Raw genomic sequence first — 17,249 nt, 5'->3', positions numbered from 1 at the left:
TTCTCTTTGGTTATCTTTCTCTTGGGCAAGCAAGAGAAAGTGACTCGGCCGTCGGCAGACGGTCGAAACGCCCGCCGCGCAGGCGAGCAATCTGGCGATCGCGCACCAACACAATCACAAGCCAAAGTCACTGGGTCCCGGCTTTCGCCGGGACGACGAGCGTGAGGCGTGCGCACACATGAGAGGACGAAACGCCCGCCGCGCAGGCGAGCAACCTGGCGATAACGCACCAGCACAGCCAAAACCAAAGTCACTGGGTCCCGGCTTTCGCCGGGACGACGAGCGTGAGGCGTGCGCACACATGAGAGGACGAAACGCCCGCCGCGTAGGCGAGCAACCTGGCGATAACGTTCAAATAAAACCCAACGCCACTGGGTCCCGGCTTCCGCCGGGACGACGAGCGTGAAGCACTCTGCGTCGGTTCAAGCTTGAGGCAACGCTCGACGTGCGCAGAACACAGCGCTAAAACTTACTGTGTTCAACCTCCCTCTCCCGATGCATCAATGTCCACTCGGCATGCTCCGTCAACGCCGCATCGCCAAGCGAGCGAAGAATGTCTCGCTTCTCCGCCGGATCATCAGTGCGATCGAGCGCCGCCCGCGCACCACTGAAAATCCGCTGCATGAAGCGATACTGCCGAATCAACTCCTTGTCGGCCTTCCGATAAGCGTAAGCCTCCCGCACCGCCGCAACGATGGATAGCACGGCCATGATCAACACCAGTGCCGTCTTGGCGGTTTCCGGAAGCTTCAAGGCAAAGATGGCCAGAAACACGCTGATGGCAATGCCCACCCACAAGCTGATCGAACCAACCATCTCGGTGATGTGATGAAGCCCCGTGCTTTCCAGGGCTTTTCGCTCGAAATAGTGCAGTTGTCCCGATTTGCCTGCTTCGCCCACCCACTCGCTGATGACTTCATCGAGCGCGTCAGGTGCGGGCTTGGCAGGTGCCTGCAAACCCACGGCGCGCATCACGTTGCGAATCCAGCCAAGCTCGATGTTCTGCTTCTGCAGAAAGTTGTCGTGGGCAAACTCGTGGTCGGTGTCTTTCAAAATGCCCACGCGCCGCCAATACGATTGAATGCGCAAACCTTCCGCGAGTGCGCGATAGTCCAGGTACTTTCGATGCCATTCGTGGCGGCGCGCGAGGATGGCCACGAAGCCGCCGGCTGCGAAAAGCACCAGGAACAGATAAATCATGTTGTCCTGCGCGGCCAGATGGGCATAGCAGGCAAAGGCGACGCCCATCAAGGCCGCAAGTGTGTAGGTCAAGCGCAACGCCAACAAAACGCGCTTCTGGAAATGGATGGCCAGCCAGTCGGCGGCGCGAAACAGCCGGTCGACGTTCTGCGTCGCTGTCGCCTGATCTGCGTGTGCACCGGATGCGATGCTGGACGCGTATTTGTCGCAGTCGGCGTTGAATTCGACCATCTGCTGGAACATCTCATGGAATTCTTCGGGCAGGCCATTTTCCGAAGACAAGGTGTCGCCGGTGCGCCATGCGGCCTGCAGCGTGGTCAAGCCATCGGCGACGGTGCCCTGGGACCCTTCGCGCGAGCAGACGATGTGATAGAGCAGATGTTCGTCGCCACCGCCTAGTACATGGCGCGCCTGGCGATGATGCGTGACGATGCCGGGCAAGGTGCCATGCAGGTAGTACTTCACGATTTGCGCCGTGCCGCCGAGACGGCCCGAATCCTGGCCGTCCCATATCGTCATCAGGATGTGTGCGTGACTGGCGATGAAGATGCCGGCCTTGGCGTATTGGCGATTGCGTGCTTCGCCGTGCGATTCCAGCGCCTCTCGCGATTGGCTCTTCAGCAATGGCAGGCGAATGATGTCCGCACGATCGCAGAGGTGTTCGAAGTTGCTGCGCACGAGAACATCGACAAAGTCATCGACATACAGTTCTTTCGGTAGCGGCAGCGGCACCACCAGACGGGCACCTGCAGCCAGCGCTTCGGCGGCGAACAGCTGGTCGCCGCCTTCGGCCAAGGCGGATAGCGCCACCAGCGGCAAGGTGGGAAACGTTCGCTTCAGCTGATCAAAAAAGTCGCGGACACGCTGCCGGATCAGCTCCATCTCGGACTCGGCCAAATTGCGATGGCTGGTGACGCCGATAACCAGGGGAGTCATGGCAGCCTCCGCGCGCGATGTCAGGTCGGGGGTGAAGCCGTGCGGGAGGCGACCCTGATACGCCTTCATAGCCGAGCAACCGAACCGCCACGTCGTTCCGCACCCGGCTGCCCCATGGCCGGTGCGACGAAGCCTAGCACGCAAAATGTGATGTAGTTCACATTTTGTGTATCATCCCAGGGGTCCGGAACGCAGTTGGCACGGCCGATGGCCGGCCAAGCTCGCCGGGCGGTGATCCTGGCGATTTCCCGGCTAAGGAGGGCTGCAGCCTTCTTCGGGAGTGCAAGGCGTCATGGCGCAGCCCCCCGCAATGCCGGCTTTCCGGTATCGCGCTTTCATCAGCTACAGCCACCGGGATGCATCCTGGGCCGATTGGTTGCACAAGGCCCTGGAAACGTACCGCGTTCCGTCGCGGCTGGTGGGCACACGGACGGCGGCGGGAATCGTCCCGCGACGACTCGTCCCGATTTTCCGCGACCGCGACGAATTGGCCAGCGCCACCGACCTTGGCCGCAAGGTCAACGAAGCGCTCGCACAATCGGCCAACCTGATCGTGATCTGCTCGCCGCGCTCGGCCACCTCGCGCTGGGTGCAGGAGGAAGTGCTGGCGTTCAAGCGGCTCGGCCGCAGCGAGCGCATCTTCTGCCTGATCGTCGACGGCGAACCCAACGCCAGCGAATGCCAAGGTCGCGAAGCCGAGGAATGCTTCGCACCGGCACTGCGTTTTCGGCTCGATGCGGATGGACAACTTACCGCGCAACAAACCGAACCCATTGCCGCCGATGCGCGCGCCGATAAAGACGGCCGCCGCAACGCCAAGCTGAAACTGATCGCGGGTCTGCTCGACATCAGCTTCGACAGCCTGAAACAACGCGAACTGCAACGTCGCAACCGACGACTGACGGCCATCACGGCCGCCGCATTAGTGATCATGGCGGTGACGACATCGCTCGCCATCGTGGCCCTGGCGGCGCGCCACGCGGCGGAGGTCGCGCGCGTGGATGCCGAGCGCCGACAGCGGCAGGCCGAAAATCTCGTCGGCTTCATGCTCGGCGATCTCAATACCAAGCTGCAGCAGGTGGAGCGCCTGGACATCATGGAAGACGTCGACACCCAGGCAATGAACTACTTCGCCTCGATGCCGACCAAGGATGTGACCGACCAGGTACTTGCCGAGCGTGCCAAAGCGTTGGAAAAAATCGGATCGGTGCGACAGGAGCAAGGTCACCTCCCCGAAGCGATCGCGTCGTATGAAGCGGCATCGACACTTGCAGCCACCTTGGCCAAGCGGGCACCCACGGACACGGCAAGGCAGCTGCAATACGCGCGCCTGTTGGCATTCGTCGGTCAGGCGCATTGGCTTCAGGGGCAACTCGATCTCGCGCAGAGCAGCTTCGATGAAGCCCGGAACGTACTGGTGCAAGCAGAACAACACGCGGGCGCTGACCTGGACCTGCAGTTCCACCTCGAAATGATCGACAACGATATCGGCCACGTGCAGGAAGCACGCGGACGACTCGACGAGGCGCAGGTGTCGTATCGCAGTGCGCTCGACTTATCCACGAAACTGGTTGCCGCCAAGCCCGACAACGCCGAGTGGGCGGTGGAACTCGGCGGCGCGCACAACAATCTGGGAAAACTCGCGCTCCTGCACGGCGACCTTGCCACCGCCATCGCCGAGTACGGCGCCGACGACGCCATCGAATCCGCGCTGAGTTCGAACCATCCCGAGGACAACAGTCAACGCGAAAGCATGCTCACCGTACGCGCCATTCTCGGGCGCACGCAGGCGCTGGCAGGCGCCGACGATGTGGGCATCCATCGTCTGCAAGAGTCCGTCGACATGGCGAGCGGGCTGATCAAGAGCAACCCGCACAACAGCGACTTTCAGGAAGACTTCGCCCGTTACGCGACACAGTTGGCGCGATTGAAGCGCCTGAACGGAGATCTGGCTCCGGCCAACGATCTGACTGCGCAGTCGCTATCGATGCTTACGGATCTGGTTCACCAGAGTCCCACCGATTCAAGATTGCAGCGCGAGCTGGCCGAAGCGCAGACGGAACAAGCCGCCGAATCGCTTGCCGCCGGACAGGCAGACGCCGCGCGTACGCAGGCGCAAGCCGCACGGAGCGTGCTCGATCCGCTATTGGCGCGCCAGCCGCATGATCGCGCCTGCGTGTTGGCCACCATGGCCGCGCAACTCGTGCTGGCCGACGTCAGTTCCGACCTGGATACCGCAAAACAGTTACGCCAGGGCGTTGTTGCCGCCGCAAAAACACAGTCGAGCGGACAGAGCGATCCGCGGCTGTTGTCGCTGCAGGTGGAGGCGATGCTGGCATTGGGCGGCAAAGCCGACGCGCAGCGCTTGATCCAGCAATTGTGGTTGAGCGGCTATCGCGATGCGCAGCTGCTCGTCGTTCTGCATCGCGACCGCATCGCCTATCCGGCCAACGTTGCATTCCAGAAGCGTCTTCTGGCGGAAAACGGCACCGCTCACTCATCAGGTTGATCAGGGGTTACGAAAACGGAAGCACCAGACGGCACGGAACCCAATCTTTCGTCGACAGGAGTTCACCATGAACAACAACACCGCGCAGCATATCGAGATGAGTGTGGAGCTGTATCGCGACCCGCGCGATGACGGGGGCGACAACCTTCTCATCATCAATCGCGGCAAGCACAGTTTGTCGTTCGAAAAGCTCTCCGGCACCGACGAACCGCATTCGATCACCTGGACACTTACCGGTAACGCCAGCGACGGCGAGTTTTGCGCATTGGACGAAGCCGACAACCCGGGATTCCTGTGGCTGGTGAGAATCCCCAACGAAAAGATTTTCCAGAACCTTCAGTCGACCGGAAGGAACAAGCTCACCATTCGCAATGTTCACCGCGACAAGAGCAGCGAAGGCCTATGGCACTACCAACTCTTTGCGCGCTTCGGGGACAAGGTCTATGGCGTACCCCTCAACTTCGGCTGTGGCGCGGCAGCCGAGGCCAATCCGTCGATCAAGAACACTTAGCTCCGCGGGAAACCGCCTGTCCTGGACACCACCATCAGTACGTCGGACAAGCTCCCTTGATAACCGTTTGCGGCACGCCACCACCCCGATAGAGCAGCGTGATCGACTTCCCCTCCGAACCTATGCCGCTATAAATGCCGTACAGACTGCCTGGTGAGATGGCCGTTGCCACAGGCGTGGAGTGCACCACATAGCGATATCCTGTGCGAACCGAGTAGACATTAAGCGTCGCCGGCTGGCCGGTGTCGCGACTGAGCCCTTCGGTGATTTGTACATGGAGACCGTTACTCACCGCCTGCAGCTCCTCGTTCGTCGCCGCTCTAAGCGTGACTCCCGCGGCAAGAGGATTGTGCTCGTCGATCATCTGATACGTGCCTGCACCATTGGCGCGTATTTCGACGGACAGGTTAAAACGGTTGTCCGTGTCGGAAGCAAAGCAACCCACGAAATGGCCGGATCCCGGTTCGTCGACATGGGTGGCCTGCACGTTGGCGCCTTCGCAGGGCGTATCTTGATAGGTGATGGCGCCGCCCTTGGTGCACTTGTAGATGTCTGCCCGAGCACTCAAGGGCGTCGACGCGATCAGCAACAAAAGCAGGGCGCAAAAAGCCTTGCACCAGCTCGATCCCATGATTGAACCCACGACGTGCCCCCTGTGGCAACGGATGGCCGCAGCTGTCCGGCTGCGTTGCCTGGATGGCCAGGCCAACGTCTAAGCTATCAAGCTCGGGTCGCAGATCGCAATGGGGTGTTGCCGAGGTAAATGAAATGCTGGAAAAAAACAGAACGAGGATTTCTTAACCGGAAGGCCTCATGCCTGAGTGCCGTCGGCGCGACAACGCGTCAATGCATCGCCAAGCACATCCTTGAGTGACGAAAGGTAAGGCTCGTATTTCGTCCATTGATCCAGGCCGTCGCGGAAAATCGGGCGGCGCACTTGCTCGGAACTGGCCGTGCGCACGCTGCGTTCGGTCTTGTGGAAAGCCAGGCAACCCGGTTCGAAAGGCAGGCCGCAGAAATCGAGAATGCGGCGCACATTGCTTTCAAGATCGTCGACGACATCTTCATGATGTACGCGCAACACACGACCGGGCAGCACATCGTCCCAGTGCCGCATCAGGTCGAGATAGGTGCGGTAGTAACGCGCGATGTCCTCGATGCTGTAGGTGAACTCCTGGCCGGTGGCAAACAGCTGCTTGAGATTGCTGAAGCAGCAGGCCATGGGTTCGCGGCGCGCGTCGATGATCTTCGCGTTCGGCAGCATCAGGTGGATCAGGCCGAGATGCCGGAAATTGTTCGGCATCTTGTCGATGAAATACGGCTTGCCGCTGCGATAGATGCGTGTGTCGTGCAGGTATTTTTCGCCGAGCTTGCGAAAATCCCCGGCCTGCATCTCGGCCAGCACGCCGGGATAGCGTGGGTCGTCGAGGTCGGGATCGCGTCCCTGCAGGTCGAGCACGATGCGTGGGATATCGGCCAATTCCTGCGTGCCTTCGACTTGCGAATGCGATGCAAGAATTTGTTCGATCAGTGTGGAACCCGCGCGCGGCAGGCCGACGATGAAAATGGGCTCAGCGCTAGGATCGCCGATGCCCGTATGGTTCGCCAAGAATTCGTGCGTGAAGACTTCGATCTGCTTGCGCGTATTCGTCTCGAAAATCTCCGGACGGTAGCGACTCTCGGAACGCTTGAGCGCGTTGCCCTGTTCGTAGTGGCGCCACGACTCGGCGTAGTCGCCGCGATCTTCGAGCGCCTTGCCCAACGCAAAGCACAGGTGATAGCGGTCGACGAGCGGCGTGGCAGGCGACGACTCCTCGATGCGCATGCGCGCGATTTCGTCATCCGAGAAACGATAGGTCTTGAGATTGGCGAGACTCCAATAAGCGTCGCCGAAATGGGGGCGTGCCACCGTGGCTGCGCGATAGGCCTCGATCGCCTTGGCCTGCTGACCCTGCGTCTTTAACGAATGCGCGAGCGACAGGTGCAGGTCGGCTGCCCCCGGCGCATCCTGCAAAAGCTTCTGGTACAGCGCGATCGCGCGATCGTGTTCACCCAGGCCGACACTCGCGCTGGCGTACAGCGTGCGGTAATCGAGATGATCGGGATCGATCGCAAGCAGCTTTTCGAGTTCCTCGCAGGCACGCTGGTACAGATGTCGCTCGAACAATGCGCAGGCATAGTCGTAGCGTGCCGCGCGATAGTCAGGAGCGATCTTCAGTACCGCTTCGAGCAATATTTCCGCATCGTCGAACACCTGGCGCGCCAGGCCGACGCGGGCAAGCAGGCGCATGGCTTCGACATCGTTGCCCACCTTGAGCAGGTAAGGGCGAATGATTTGTTCGGCGGCATCGAACTCGCCGTCCGAGAAATGGCTGGTCGCGTGCACGACCTCGGGCGCCAGGCGCTTGAGCGTGGCGACATGCGAAGCGGCCGTGGCGGCATTGGCCGTATCGCCGGTCATGCGGTAAAGACCTTCGAGCAGGTTCCAGCTCGAAGGCAAGGCAGGGTTGATGTTGACGGCGTGCAGCAAGGCGTCTATCGCATGCCGTGCGTCGCGTAGCACCACGTAACAATGGCCGCGTTCCTCGTGCAGCCGGCTGTAGCGTGGATGTTCGTGCTCCATGTGCGCCAGCGTTTGCAGCGCGGCATCGATCTGCCCCAGATAGCGCTGGCTGCGGGCCATCAGATAGAGCGCCTGATAATCGCCTGGCGTCTCGACCAGCAAGGTCTGCGCTGCGTGCAAGGCTTGCGCGTACTGCCCGTCTCTTTGCAGTTGGCGGATGTGCTCGATGTCCTGCTCGAAGGAGACGGGATCGGAGCCGGTTGCCGTGGTGCTCATCGGTGATCAACAACCTTAAAAAAGAGGGTGGGCTTGCGCCCACCCTATTCTACGTGCCTGCCAGCGGAGAGGCAGGTTTAGAACTTGAAGCCGACCTTCACACCCAGCACGCGCGGACGGATCGGCACTTCCGACTCGATGAACTGAGCCGAGGACGTGAACACGCTGGCATGGTTGTCGGTCAGGTTGGTGCCGTAGAGCGACACGTCCCAGTTGTCTTTGGCCACGCCGATCGATGCATCGACGGTGGTGTAGCCACCTTGCAGGTAACGCAGTTCCACCGTGGTGACATCGGTCACGCCAGCACCGCTCGGATAGGTCGCCGGCTGGTTGTACATCGAACCGGTGCGATTGAAGCCAGCCTGCGCGAACGCCTTGAAGCCGCCGTTAAACGTCCAGTCGTAACGCAGACGCATGTTGTACTGCGAACGGGGCGAGAAGGCCGGCACGCTGCCGACATTGCCGAACGGATTGGTGAACGACGACACGTCGCCAATGGCGCCCGTTTGGACGATACACGTGTTGTAGCCGGGCGAACCCGGGATGTTGTTCACCAGGCACGGCGAGTTGGTCTGCTTGGCATGGTTGAGCGAACCCGAGCCGATGATCGAGAGGCCCTCGGTGATCTTCCCCTGGAACTGCACTTCCAGGCCGTCGACCTTGTAGTTCGGCCCGTTTACCGCGAAGGTGGTATTGCCCAGCACCAGCGGGTTGAAGAACTGCATCTGCACGTTGTCCCAGCGCATGTCATAAGCAGAGGCGTTGAGCAACAGGCGGTCATTGAAGAACGTGGACTTGAAGCCGATTTCGTTGTTGGTCAGCGTGTCGGGCGCGTAGCTGATCGGCTTCTTGTACTGCGGCTCGCCATCGAGCTTGGCCACGTCCGAACTGGTGCGGTTGAAACCGCCCGGGCGGAAGCCTTGCGAGAAGGTGTAATACACCATCATATCCGGCGTGATGTGCCACTCCAGGTTCGCACGGCTCTTAAAGCCGTGATAGGTCTGGTGGTAGTTCATCACGGTGTCGTCGCCCACATAGGTACCGTTGGGGACGTTCACCTGGGCGGTGGTGGTGTAGAACTCGGTACCGGTCTGCCACTCGGAGTAGTGGTAATAGCGCGTGCCGACGGTCGCGGTCAGGACATCCGGGATGATGTCATACGACATCGAGCCGAACGCGGCCTCCTGCTTGTAGCCGCGGTCCGTGTTTTCGCCGAAGGCCGTGCCCGCGGGAAGCGTGACACCCGGCGAGGACTCCGCGACGGCTACGCACGGGTTGCCACCGGCGAGAGCGCCGGCGAGATTTGCCGGCGTACACGACGGAATCGTGAGGTAGTTGAAGCGCATGTGGTCTTGAATGTCGAAGTCTTCGTAGTAAAGACCGCCGGTGACACGGAAGCGATAGTCTTCCGGCGTGCTCAACCGCAACTCATGGCTCTGGTGCGTGCTTCCCACCGTGTCGTTCCAATAACCGGCCGGCGAATAGCAGATCGGCTTGCCGGCGCTGGACAGACCCGCCGACGTACCGGTGCATTGGTAATACATGCCGCCCGCGCTGCGCGAGTAGTTGGTGTAGTCCTGCTGCTCGCTGATGCGGCGATTGGTATAGCCGCCGGTGTACACCAACGACAGGTCGCCGACCTGGCCATTCAAGGTCCAGGCGCTGTTGGTGTAATGGTCGTTGTTCCAACCCGGCACGAACGCGGTGATCTGATCGGTGCCCAGCGTCTCGCCATCGGAGCCGACCGGATACGTCGAAGACTGGCCCTTGGCATCCAGGTTCTGGTAGCTCTCGGCGATGAGGAAGTTCCAGTTGTCGTTGATCTTCCACAGCGCGGACAGGCGCGCACCCTGGGTGTCGACCGGATTCCAATTGTTTTGCGCGACGGAATAGTTATTGAAAACCGACGTGCCGCCCGCGGCCACGTAAGGAGCCATCGCGCCGCCGCCATCCGTGGGCTGGCGCGTGTACGTGCTCGGCACGTTGTCGATGTAACCGCCCTGATGATCGTTGTAGATCACGCCACGCACGGCAAACGTACCGGGAATGATCGGCAGGTTCAGCACCGCGTTTGCCGAATTGTTCGGAGCGCCGCCGTCGGTGACGCCGACACTGGCTTCGGCGCTGCCGCTCACCTTGTCCAGGTTCGGCTTGTTGGTGATGTAGCGCACGACACCCGCTTCGGCGCCGCCGCCGAACAGCGTGCCCTGCGGACCCTCGAGCACTTCCACGCGCTCCATGTCGACCATGTAGACGTCGAGATTACGCGCGGGGAACTGCATGGACTGGTCGTCCAGGTAGACGGCCACGTTCGGGAACGGTGCGATGGTCGCGCTGGACTGATTGCCGAGGAAGCCGGTGCTCAGGCCGCGCATGTAGATGTTGCCCTGGCCAGGACCATTCGCCGCAAAGGTCACGTTGGGCAGGTATTTGATCAGGTCGTCGAACGATGTGACGTTCAACTGCTGCAAGGTATTGCCGGTGAACGCCTGGATCGTGATCGGCACGTCCTGGATGTCCTGCACCGTGTGCTGCGCCGTCACGGTGACCGTGCCGAGCGTGGATGCATTGGCGGCGTTCGCCGGATCGGCGGCATTGGCGGACGGACCGCTCTGCGCCGGTTGGGACGATTGGGCGACCGTCTGATTGGGCTGAGCAACCGGTGCAGGCGGCGTGGTGCCGTCGGCGTAAGACACGCGACTCACCGCGAGCGCGGCCAACACCGCGCAGGTGATTGGATTGATCTTCAAGATGGTATCCCCCAAGGGTGTATTAGCCGGAAGGCGCCGGCACAAAGGCCTGATACTGCAACCCTGGGAAGGCTAGTTAACCGCGATGAAACGCTTGTGACGTGGTCTAGCCAAGTTCGTCAGCTGTCTATGTCTTTACATACGTGCATAGGGCTGCGAATGCGTGTGGCAATGGGATGTCTTTTGGACGTATGAACGATGACATGCGTTTTCTGCGCGGATTTACGCATGAAATTGCGTAGGTAGGGATTTGTATTGCGAGCACGTTTGTGTGAGCGGGTTGGTCTGCGGTTATCGCGCGATGGGATTGTGTGCGAATGAAACGATTGAAACTTCAGACCGGAAGTTTGTAGTTATTCGCCACACGCATCGAAGCCTCACCGTCATTCCGGCGAAGGCCGGAATCCAGTTTCAATACATCGTGCGAAGCACTCGAAAAAAGGTTTTGTGTCCTTTGGACGCATATCGACACTGGATTCCGGCCTTCGCCGGAATGACGGTGAGAGACGAATGGTGCACGGGGGAATGCAAACGCCCTAAGTCACCATCGCGCTGACTGCAAACACAGACGCGCTTCGCTCCTCCCCCTGCGAAGCAGGGGGAGGTTGGGAGGGGGTCGCTTGCACTTGCCGTACCGCAAGAGTGCTCGACCCCACCCCAACCCTCCCCTGCAGGCAGGGGAGGGAGTGTGATGTGTAGCGTGTTAGAACGCACGCTGCCCGTTCACCCAAACATTGCGCACGATAGGCAGACCATCCACCGCGCGCATACGCACGACGTCTGCACGCATACCGGCTTTCAACGAGCCGCGATCGTCAAAGCCGAGCGCCTTGGCCGGATTGCGGCTCACCGTCGCCATCGCCTTGGGCATCGACCAGCCGGCCAGCGTATGCAGCAGGAAAGCACCGTGCAGCAAGCTGGCCGGAACGTAGTCGGACGACAACATGTCCAGACGATCGGTACGCGCCAATTCCAGCGCCGCGACATTGCCCGAATGCGAGCCGCCGCGCACGACATTGGGCGCGCCCATGATCGTCGTGAGTCCGTGCGCATGCGCCGCGTCGGCGGCTTCCTGCGTGGTCGGGAATTCGGAAATCGTCACGCCGATGCGCCGTGCGTGTTCCACTTGCTGCGCATCGGTATCGTCGTGACTGGCGAGCACCATGTTGCGCCCATGGATCATCGTCAGTACGGCGTTTTCATGCTTGGCGCTGTATTGCGCCTGCTGTTCGGTGCGGCGCTTCACCACCTCGGCGAATTCGTCTTCCGACCAGGTCATGTGGTTCTTGCTGTAGTACTTGCGGTACTGCGCCAGATCGCGGTACTGGCGCTGACCCGGCGTGTGATCCATCAGCGAAATGAGCCGCACGCTGCCGTGATCCATCAAGGGTTCGAGCGTCTCCATCAAACGCGGATAGGCCAGCTCGCAACGCAGGTGAATCCAGTGGTCGGCACGCAAGGCACCGGTGGACTGGCCTTCGAGAATGGCGTCGTACGTGCTGCGCAAGGTATCGATGCGCACGCTTTCTTCTTCCACGTCGCCCACCGACAGCGCATCGAACACGGTGGTGATGCCCGCGGCCACCACTTGTGCATCATGCGTCAGCACCGCCGGAATCGAGGGCCACAGCACGCCGGCGCGCGGCATCAGGTGTTTTTCGAGATTGTCGGTGTGCAGTTCGATCAGGCCCGGAACGATGTAATCGCCTTCGCAGTCGATGGCGTTCGGCGCCTGCGTCGATCCTTCGTCCACCAGCCGGATCAGGCCGTTGCGGGAGATGAGGGTGCCGTGGATGACGCCATCGTCGAGCACGATGCGCGCGTTGGTCAAAGCTAAATCGTTCATGGTGGTCTCGACGAAAAAATTCTCAGATACGAAGGTCGTTAAAACAGGGGTCAAGCGGCTTCGAGGGTTTGCATCGGAAACAGGCGCGTGGCGACACGGTCGCGCATGTCCTCGTCATGAAAGATGCCGAGCACCGCCGAACCGTCCGCGCGCGCTTCGGCAAGCAGCTGCGCCACGACGTTGCGGTTTTCGGCATCCAGCGATGCGGTGGGTTCGTCCAGCAGCACGATCGGGCGTCGCACGATCAGTCCGCGCGCAATGTTCACGCGCTGCTGTTCGCCGCCGGAGAAGGTGCCTGGCGGCAACGGCCACAAACGCTCCGGCACATTCAGGCGACGCAGCAGGTCGCCGGCGCGCCGCCTTGCCTCCTGTTCGTCCACGCCCGCTTGCAGCAAGGGCTCGGCGACGATGTCCAGCGCCGGCACGCGCGGGATCACGCGCAGAAACTGACTGACGTAACCCAGGGTGTGGCGGCGCACATCCAGCACTTCGTGCGGCGTCGCCTTGGCGAGGTCGAGCCAGCGATCGGCGTGACGCACATGCACCGCGCCGAAGGTGGGACGGTAATTGGCGTAGATCACGCGCAGCAGCGTGCTCTTGCCCGCGCCGGACGGACCGGACAGCACCACGCATTCGCCTGCGTGCAGGCGCAGATCCAGGCCGCGCAGCACGTTCAGGCGGGCGCCGTGCTGATGGTGCAGTTCAAACGACTTGCTAAGGTCGCGCAGTTCGAGCATCAAGGCGGCGGTCATGTCGTCAGCACCGAAGAAACGAGCAATTGCGTGTACGGATGTTGCGGATCGTCGAGGATCTGGTCGGTGAGTCCGGTTTCGACCACGCGTCCGCCCTGCATCACGATCGTGCGTGCGGCGAGCAGGCGTGCCACGGCCAGGTCGTGCGTCACCATCACGGCGGCCAGGCCCAGTTCGTTCACCAGCCTGCGCAACAGATCGAGAATGCGCGCCTGCACCGATACGTCCAGGCCGGCTGTCGGCTCGTCCATGAACACCAGCCGCGGTTGCGTCACCAGGGTGCGCGCGATCTGCAGGCGTTGCTGCATGCCGCCCGAAAAGCTGGTCGGCGCGTCGTCGATGCGCGCGGGATCGATCTCCACGCGCTCCAGCCAGCCCCGTGCGATGTGGCGAAGCTGGCTGTAATTGCGCATGCCAAGCGCCATCAGGCGTTCGGCGACATTGGCGCCTGCACTCACGTTGAGGCGCAACCCGTCGCGCGGATTCTGCGTGACGAAGCCCCATTCCTCGCGCGCCAGGCGCCGACGGTCGGCTTCGCTCAACGCGCTCAGTTCAAGCCAGCCGCCGCTGCGCTGGCGATACCGCACCGAGCCGGAAGAAGGCGCCAGTTGCGCGGCCACGGTGTTGAGCAAGGTCGACTTGCCGGAACCCGATTCGCCCACGATGCACAGCAACTCGCCCGGATGCAGATCGAAGCTCACATCCTCGCAGCCGACGCGCTGCCCGTAATGGCGGCTCAGGCCGCGTACTTGCAACAGCGCGCTCATGCCTGTGCCTCCACGCGGCGACCGCTGCAGAAATCGGTGTCGGAACACACGAACATGCGTGTGCCGCGATCGTCGACGACGACCTCGTCCAGATAACTTTCGCCGGAACCGCACAGCTCGCACTGATGCTCCCAACGCTGAATCTCGAACGGATGATCGTCGAAGGCCAGGCTCTCCACCCGCGTGTAAGGCGGTATCGCGTAAAGACGTTTTTCGCGCCCCGCACCGAACAGCATCAACGCCGGGGAGCGGTCGAGCTTGGGGTTGTCGAACTTCGGAATCGGCGACGGCGAGGTCAAAAAGCGCCCGTCGACCAACACCGGGTAGTCGTAGCTGGTGGCGATGTGTCCATACTGGGCAATGTCCTCGTACAACTTCACGTGCATCAATCCGTAGTCGGCCAGCGCATGCAAGGTGCGCGTTTCGGCTTCGCGAGGTTCCAGGGTGCGCAGCGGTTCGGGCTCGGGCACCTGGAACACAAGGATCTGATCTTCGCGCAGCGATGTTTCAGGAATGCGGTGGCGCGTCTGGATCAGCGTGGCGTCGGCGGTGTGTTCCGTCGTGGCGACGCCCGCGACTCGGCTGAAAAAGCGGCGGATATTCACCGCATTGGTGGTGTCGTCCGCGCCCTGGTCGATCACTTTCAGCACATCGTCAGGTCCAAGCAAGGCTGCCGTGACCTGGATGCCGCCCGTGCCCCAGCCATACGGCAGCGGCATTTCTCGGCTGCCGAACGGAACCTGGTAACCGGGAATCGCCACGGCTTTCAGCAGCGCGCGGCGCAACATGCGCTTGGTGTCTTCGTCGAGGAAGGCGAAGTTGTAGGTCATGTTCCTTGCACCTCGATCGACTCCCTCCCCTGTGCAACAGGGGAGAGTTGGGGTGGGGTTGCACACTCTTGCGCCGGGGCAAGTGCGGGCGACCCCCTCCCAGCCTCCCCCTGTTTTACAGGGGGAGGAGCAGCGTGTTGTGCGGCGAGCGTTCGCAATAGCGACAACTCCGCCTGGAAATCCACGTAATGCGGCAGCTTCAGATGCTGCACGAAGCCAGACGCTTCCACGCTGTCCGAATGCGACAGCACGAATTCCTGATTCTGCGCGGGCGCGTAGTTCGGTTCGGCGAGTTCATCGCAACGCAAGGCGCGATCGACCAAAGCCATCGACATCGCCTTGCGCTCGCCCTCGCCCATGGTCAAGCCGTAGCCGCGCGTGAATTGCGGCGGCACGCCGTTGCCGCCATGGAACTGATTGATCATCTGGCATTCCGTCAGCACGATCGCGCCGATCTCGATGACGAAGCCGAGTTCTTCCGGGCATACGCTCACATCCACTTCGCCCATGCGAATTTCGCCGGCGAACGGATGGCTCTCGGCATAGCCGCGCTGCGTGGAATACGCCATGCCCAGCAGAAAACCTTCGTCGCCGCGCGACAGATTCTGCAAACGGGTGGCGCGATCGGCGGGGAAGGTGAGCGGTTCGCGGGTGAGATCGATCGGCTCGGGATCGTTGCCGGGTTCGATGCGCTCGATCAGCGCTTCGGCATCCAGCAGATCGAGCACGCGCGGCATGTTCGATGGCAGCGGTGCTTCGGCGGGTGCCACGTGCGGGACCGGCGCCACATCGAATTCCAGCAGGCGTTGCGTGTAGTCGTAGGTGGGACCCAGCACCTGGCCGCCCGGAATATCCTTGAACGTGCCCGATACGCGACGGCGCACGCGCATCGCCGTGGTATCCAGCGGCAGCGTGTAACCGAAGCGCGGCAAGGTGGTGCGGTAGGCGCGCAGCAGGAAAATCGCTTCCAGCATGTCGCCCGCTGCCTGGCGGATGGCCAGCGCGGCGAGATCCTCGTCGTACAAGGAGCCTTCCTGCATCACGCGCGCCACGCCCAGGCGCAGCTGTTCGCGGATTTGCGCAAGTTCCAGTTCCGGCACGGCAGTGTTGCCGCGACGCGCCTCGGCCAACAATTCCAGCGAACGAGCGATCGCTTGCTCGCCACCTTTTACGGCAACGTACATTCAGCCCTCCAGCAGGCGAGTCGTGCGCGGCAAGGCAAGCACTTGCTGCCCGGCGACGAAAAACAGATCGATGCCGAGCGGAAGCTGCGCGGCGAGTGCGGTACGTTGTTGCCAGAAGTCGCCGGGCAATCCGTCGATGGCGACGGTTTCGGTGTCGCGAATTCCAGGACCGGCGAATTTGCTCCCTCCCCTGCTTGCAGGGGAGGGTTGGGGTGGGGTTGCACTGTCTTGCGTCGAGGCAAGTGCGAGCGGCCCCTTCCCAACCTCCCCCTGCACGCAGGGGGAGGAGCTGATGGCGGCAGCCTGGATGATCAGGCTGGCCGAACGATCCGGATAGCGCATGTCGCCGCGCGCGAACGCCTCCAGCGGCGGCATCGAAACGGGATCGGTGATCAGCGCGAAGTCGGCATCCTGCGGTTGTTCCACCAGCTTCAGGCCGGCATGAAAACGCACGTGGCGAACCGCCTCGTCCTCCGGCTGCTGCAGCCAGACGGAGGTCGTCGCATCGCAAAGCGTCAGCACGATCGCCATCGCGGCCGATGCAATCGGCGCGGGCGAGGGGGGCAGAACGGGCAGCGGGCGCGGCACGGCGGGGCGCGCCATCGCCTGCAGCAATTCACGGAAGGTGCGCTGGCTGTCGAAAACGGGGTTGGCAAAGGCAGCCAGCATCATTCACCCCGCACCACGGTGAAGAATTCGACCTTGCTTGCGGCAGCCTTGCGGCTGGCGTCGTCGCGGCGGCGATCCAGCGAACGGCGCAGCGGTTCGATCACCTGCAGGCGCAGCGACGCATGCCGACCGGCATCCTGCAACATCGCATCGGCCAGCGCCGCCAGCTCCGCGTGGCGCGTATTGCTGCCGCGCACCCAGGCGTGGCCGATCTGGCCGCCGGCCTGCACGCTGCAGCGGGTGACGGTGATTTCGCCGAAATTGAACTGCGGACCGGTGCCCCCGATCCGGCCGCGCAACATGTAGAGACCCGTCTGTGCCGGGCGCAGCCAGGACATGTCGGCCGGCGGCGCAAAAGCGTCCATCGCCAGCGCCAGCTCGGCCGGATCGGCCTGTGCCAGCAGCGACATCCATTGCTGGCGCGCCAAGTGGGGGGAGGTGTCCATGGGGTGTTCC

13 protein-coding genes are annotated in these 17,249 nt (G+C 62.1%); 2 read left to right on the top strand and 11 right to left on the bottom strand.

What is annotated here, in order from left to right; translation table 11 throughout:
- Positions 1 to 462 precede the first annotated feature (462 nt).
- On the bottom strand, positions 463 to 2,136 hold the full coding sequence (locus tag DWU99_RS20105; protein WP_115479908.1) for a hypothetical protein: 1,674 nt from the start codon (positions 2,134 to 2,136) through the stop codon (positions 463 to 465).
- Between the two features lie 292 nt (positions 2,137 to 2,428).
- Here DWU99_RS20105 and DWU99_RS20100 point away from each other — a divergent pair, with 292 nt between their 5' ends.
- Entirely contained in the window at positions 2,429 to 4,645 is a 2,217-nt protein-coding gene (locus tag DWU99_RS20100; protein ID WP_115479883.1) for a toll/interleukin-1 receptor domain-containing protein, read from the top strand.
- A 67-nt stretch (positions 4,646 to 4,712) separates the two neighbouring features.
- The gene (locus tag DWU99_RS20095) at positions 4,713 to 5,156 is read left to right on the top strand and encodes a hypothetical protein (RefSeq protein ID WP_115479882.1); all 444 of its coding nucleotides are present in this window, start codon (positions 4,713 to 4,715) and stop codon (positions 5,154 to 5,156) included.
- Between the two features lie 34 nt (positions 5,157 to 5,190).
- On the opposite strand, the gene DWU99_RS20090 is transcribed toward DWU99_RS20095, so the two are convergent.
- From DWU99_RS20090 to phnG, 10 genes are all read right to left on the bottom strand, one after another.
- Positions 5,191 to 5,787 carry a DUF4124 domain-containing protein gene (locus DWU99_RS20090; RefSeq protein WP_115479881.1) on the bottom strand — a complete coding sequence of 199 codons (597 nt, stop codon included), beginning with the start codon at positions 5,785 to 5,787 and terminating at the stop codon, positions 5,191 to 5,193.
- Positions 5,788 to 5,967: 180 nt separating this feature from the next.
- The gene (locus DWU99_RS20085; RefSeq protein WP_115479880.1) at positions 5,968 to 7,995 is read right to left on the bottom strand and encodes a tetratricopeptide repeat-containing sulfotransferase family protein; all 2,028 of its coding nucleotides are present in this window, start codon (positions 7,993 to 7,995) and stop codon (positions 5,968 to 5,970) included.
- Positions 7,996 to 8,072: 77 nt separating this feature from the next.
- Positions 8,073 to 10,745 (bottom strand): TonB-dependent receptor, encoded by a 2,673-nt coding sequence (locus DWU99_RS20080; protein WP_115479879.1) that lies wholly within the window; start codon positions 10,743 to 10,745, stop codon positions 8,073 to 8,075.
- Positions 10,746 to 11,448: 703 nt separating this feature from the next.
- Positions 11,449 to 12,591, bottom strand: a complete 1,143-nt coding sequence (locus DWU99_RS20075) for an alpha-D-ribose 1-methylphosphonate 5-triphosphate diphosphatase (RefSeq protein WP_115479878.1) — start codon at positions 12,589 to 12,591, stop codon at positions 11,449 to 11,451.
- A gap of 50 nt (positions 12,592 to 12,641) precedes the next feature.
- On the bottom strand, positions 12,642 to 13,343 hold the full coding sequence (gene phnL / locus DWU99_RS20070) for a phosphonate C-P lyase system protein PhnL (RefSeq protein ID WP_115479877.1): 702 nt from the start codon (positions 13,341 to 13,343) through the stop codon (positions 12,642 to 12,644).
- Positions 13,340 to 14,110: a phosphonate C-P lyase system protein PhnK gene (phnK, locus tag DWU99_RS20065; RefSeq protein WP_115479876.1), complete on the bottom strand. Its 771-nt coding sequence runs from the start codon at positions 14,108 to 14,110 to the stop codon at positions 13,340 to 13,342. Before phnK ends, phnL begins: the two co-directional genes overlap by 4 nt.
- Positions 14,107 to 14,940, bottom strand: coding sequence for an alpha-D-ribose 1-methylphosphonate 5-phosphate C-P-lyase PhnJ (locus tag DWU99_RS20060; RefSeq protein WP_115479875.1), 834 nt, complete (start codon positions 14,938 to 14,940; stop codon positions 14,107 to 14,109). The genes phnK and DWU99_RS20060 overlap by 4 nt, the downstream gene beginning before the upstream one ends.
- The gene (locus DWU99_RS20055) at positions 14,937 to 16,124 is read right to left on the bottom strand and encodes a carbon-phosphorus lyase complex subunit (protein WP_115479874.1); all 1,188 of its coding nucleotides are present in this window, start codon (positions 16,122 to 16,124) and stop codon (positions 14,937 to 14,939) included. The genes DWU99_RS20060 and DWU99_RS20055 overlap by 4 nt, the downstream gene beginning before the upstream one ends.
- A complete protein-coding gene (gene phnH, locus DWU99_RS20050) occupies positions 16,125 to 16,796 on the bottom strand; it encodes a phosphonate C-P lyase system protein PhnH (protein ID WP_115479873.1) in 672 nt (223 codons plus the stop codon).
- On the bottom strand, positions 16,793 to 17,239 hold the full coding sequence (gene phnG, locus DWU99_RS20045; RefSeq protein WP_115479872.1) for a phosphonate C-P lyase system protein PhnG: 447 nt from the start codon (positions 17,237 to 17,239) through the stop codon (positions 16,793 to 16,795). Before phnG ends, phnH begins: the two co-directional genes overlap by 4 nt.
- Positions 17,240 to 17,249: the final 10 nt, after the last annotated feature.

Source organism: Dyella psychrodurans, from assembly GCF_003363265.1.
GTDB lineage: Bacteria > Pseudomonadota > Gammaproteobacteria > Xanthomonadales > Rhodanobacteraceae > Dyella_B > Dyella_B psychrodurans.
The sequence above is the reverse complement of the archived record's forward strand: the minus strand, read 5'-3'. Positions and strand labels throughout refer to the sequence as shown.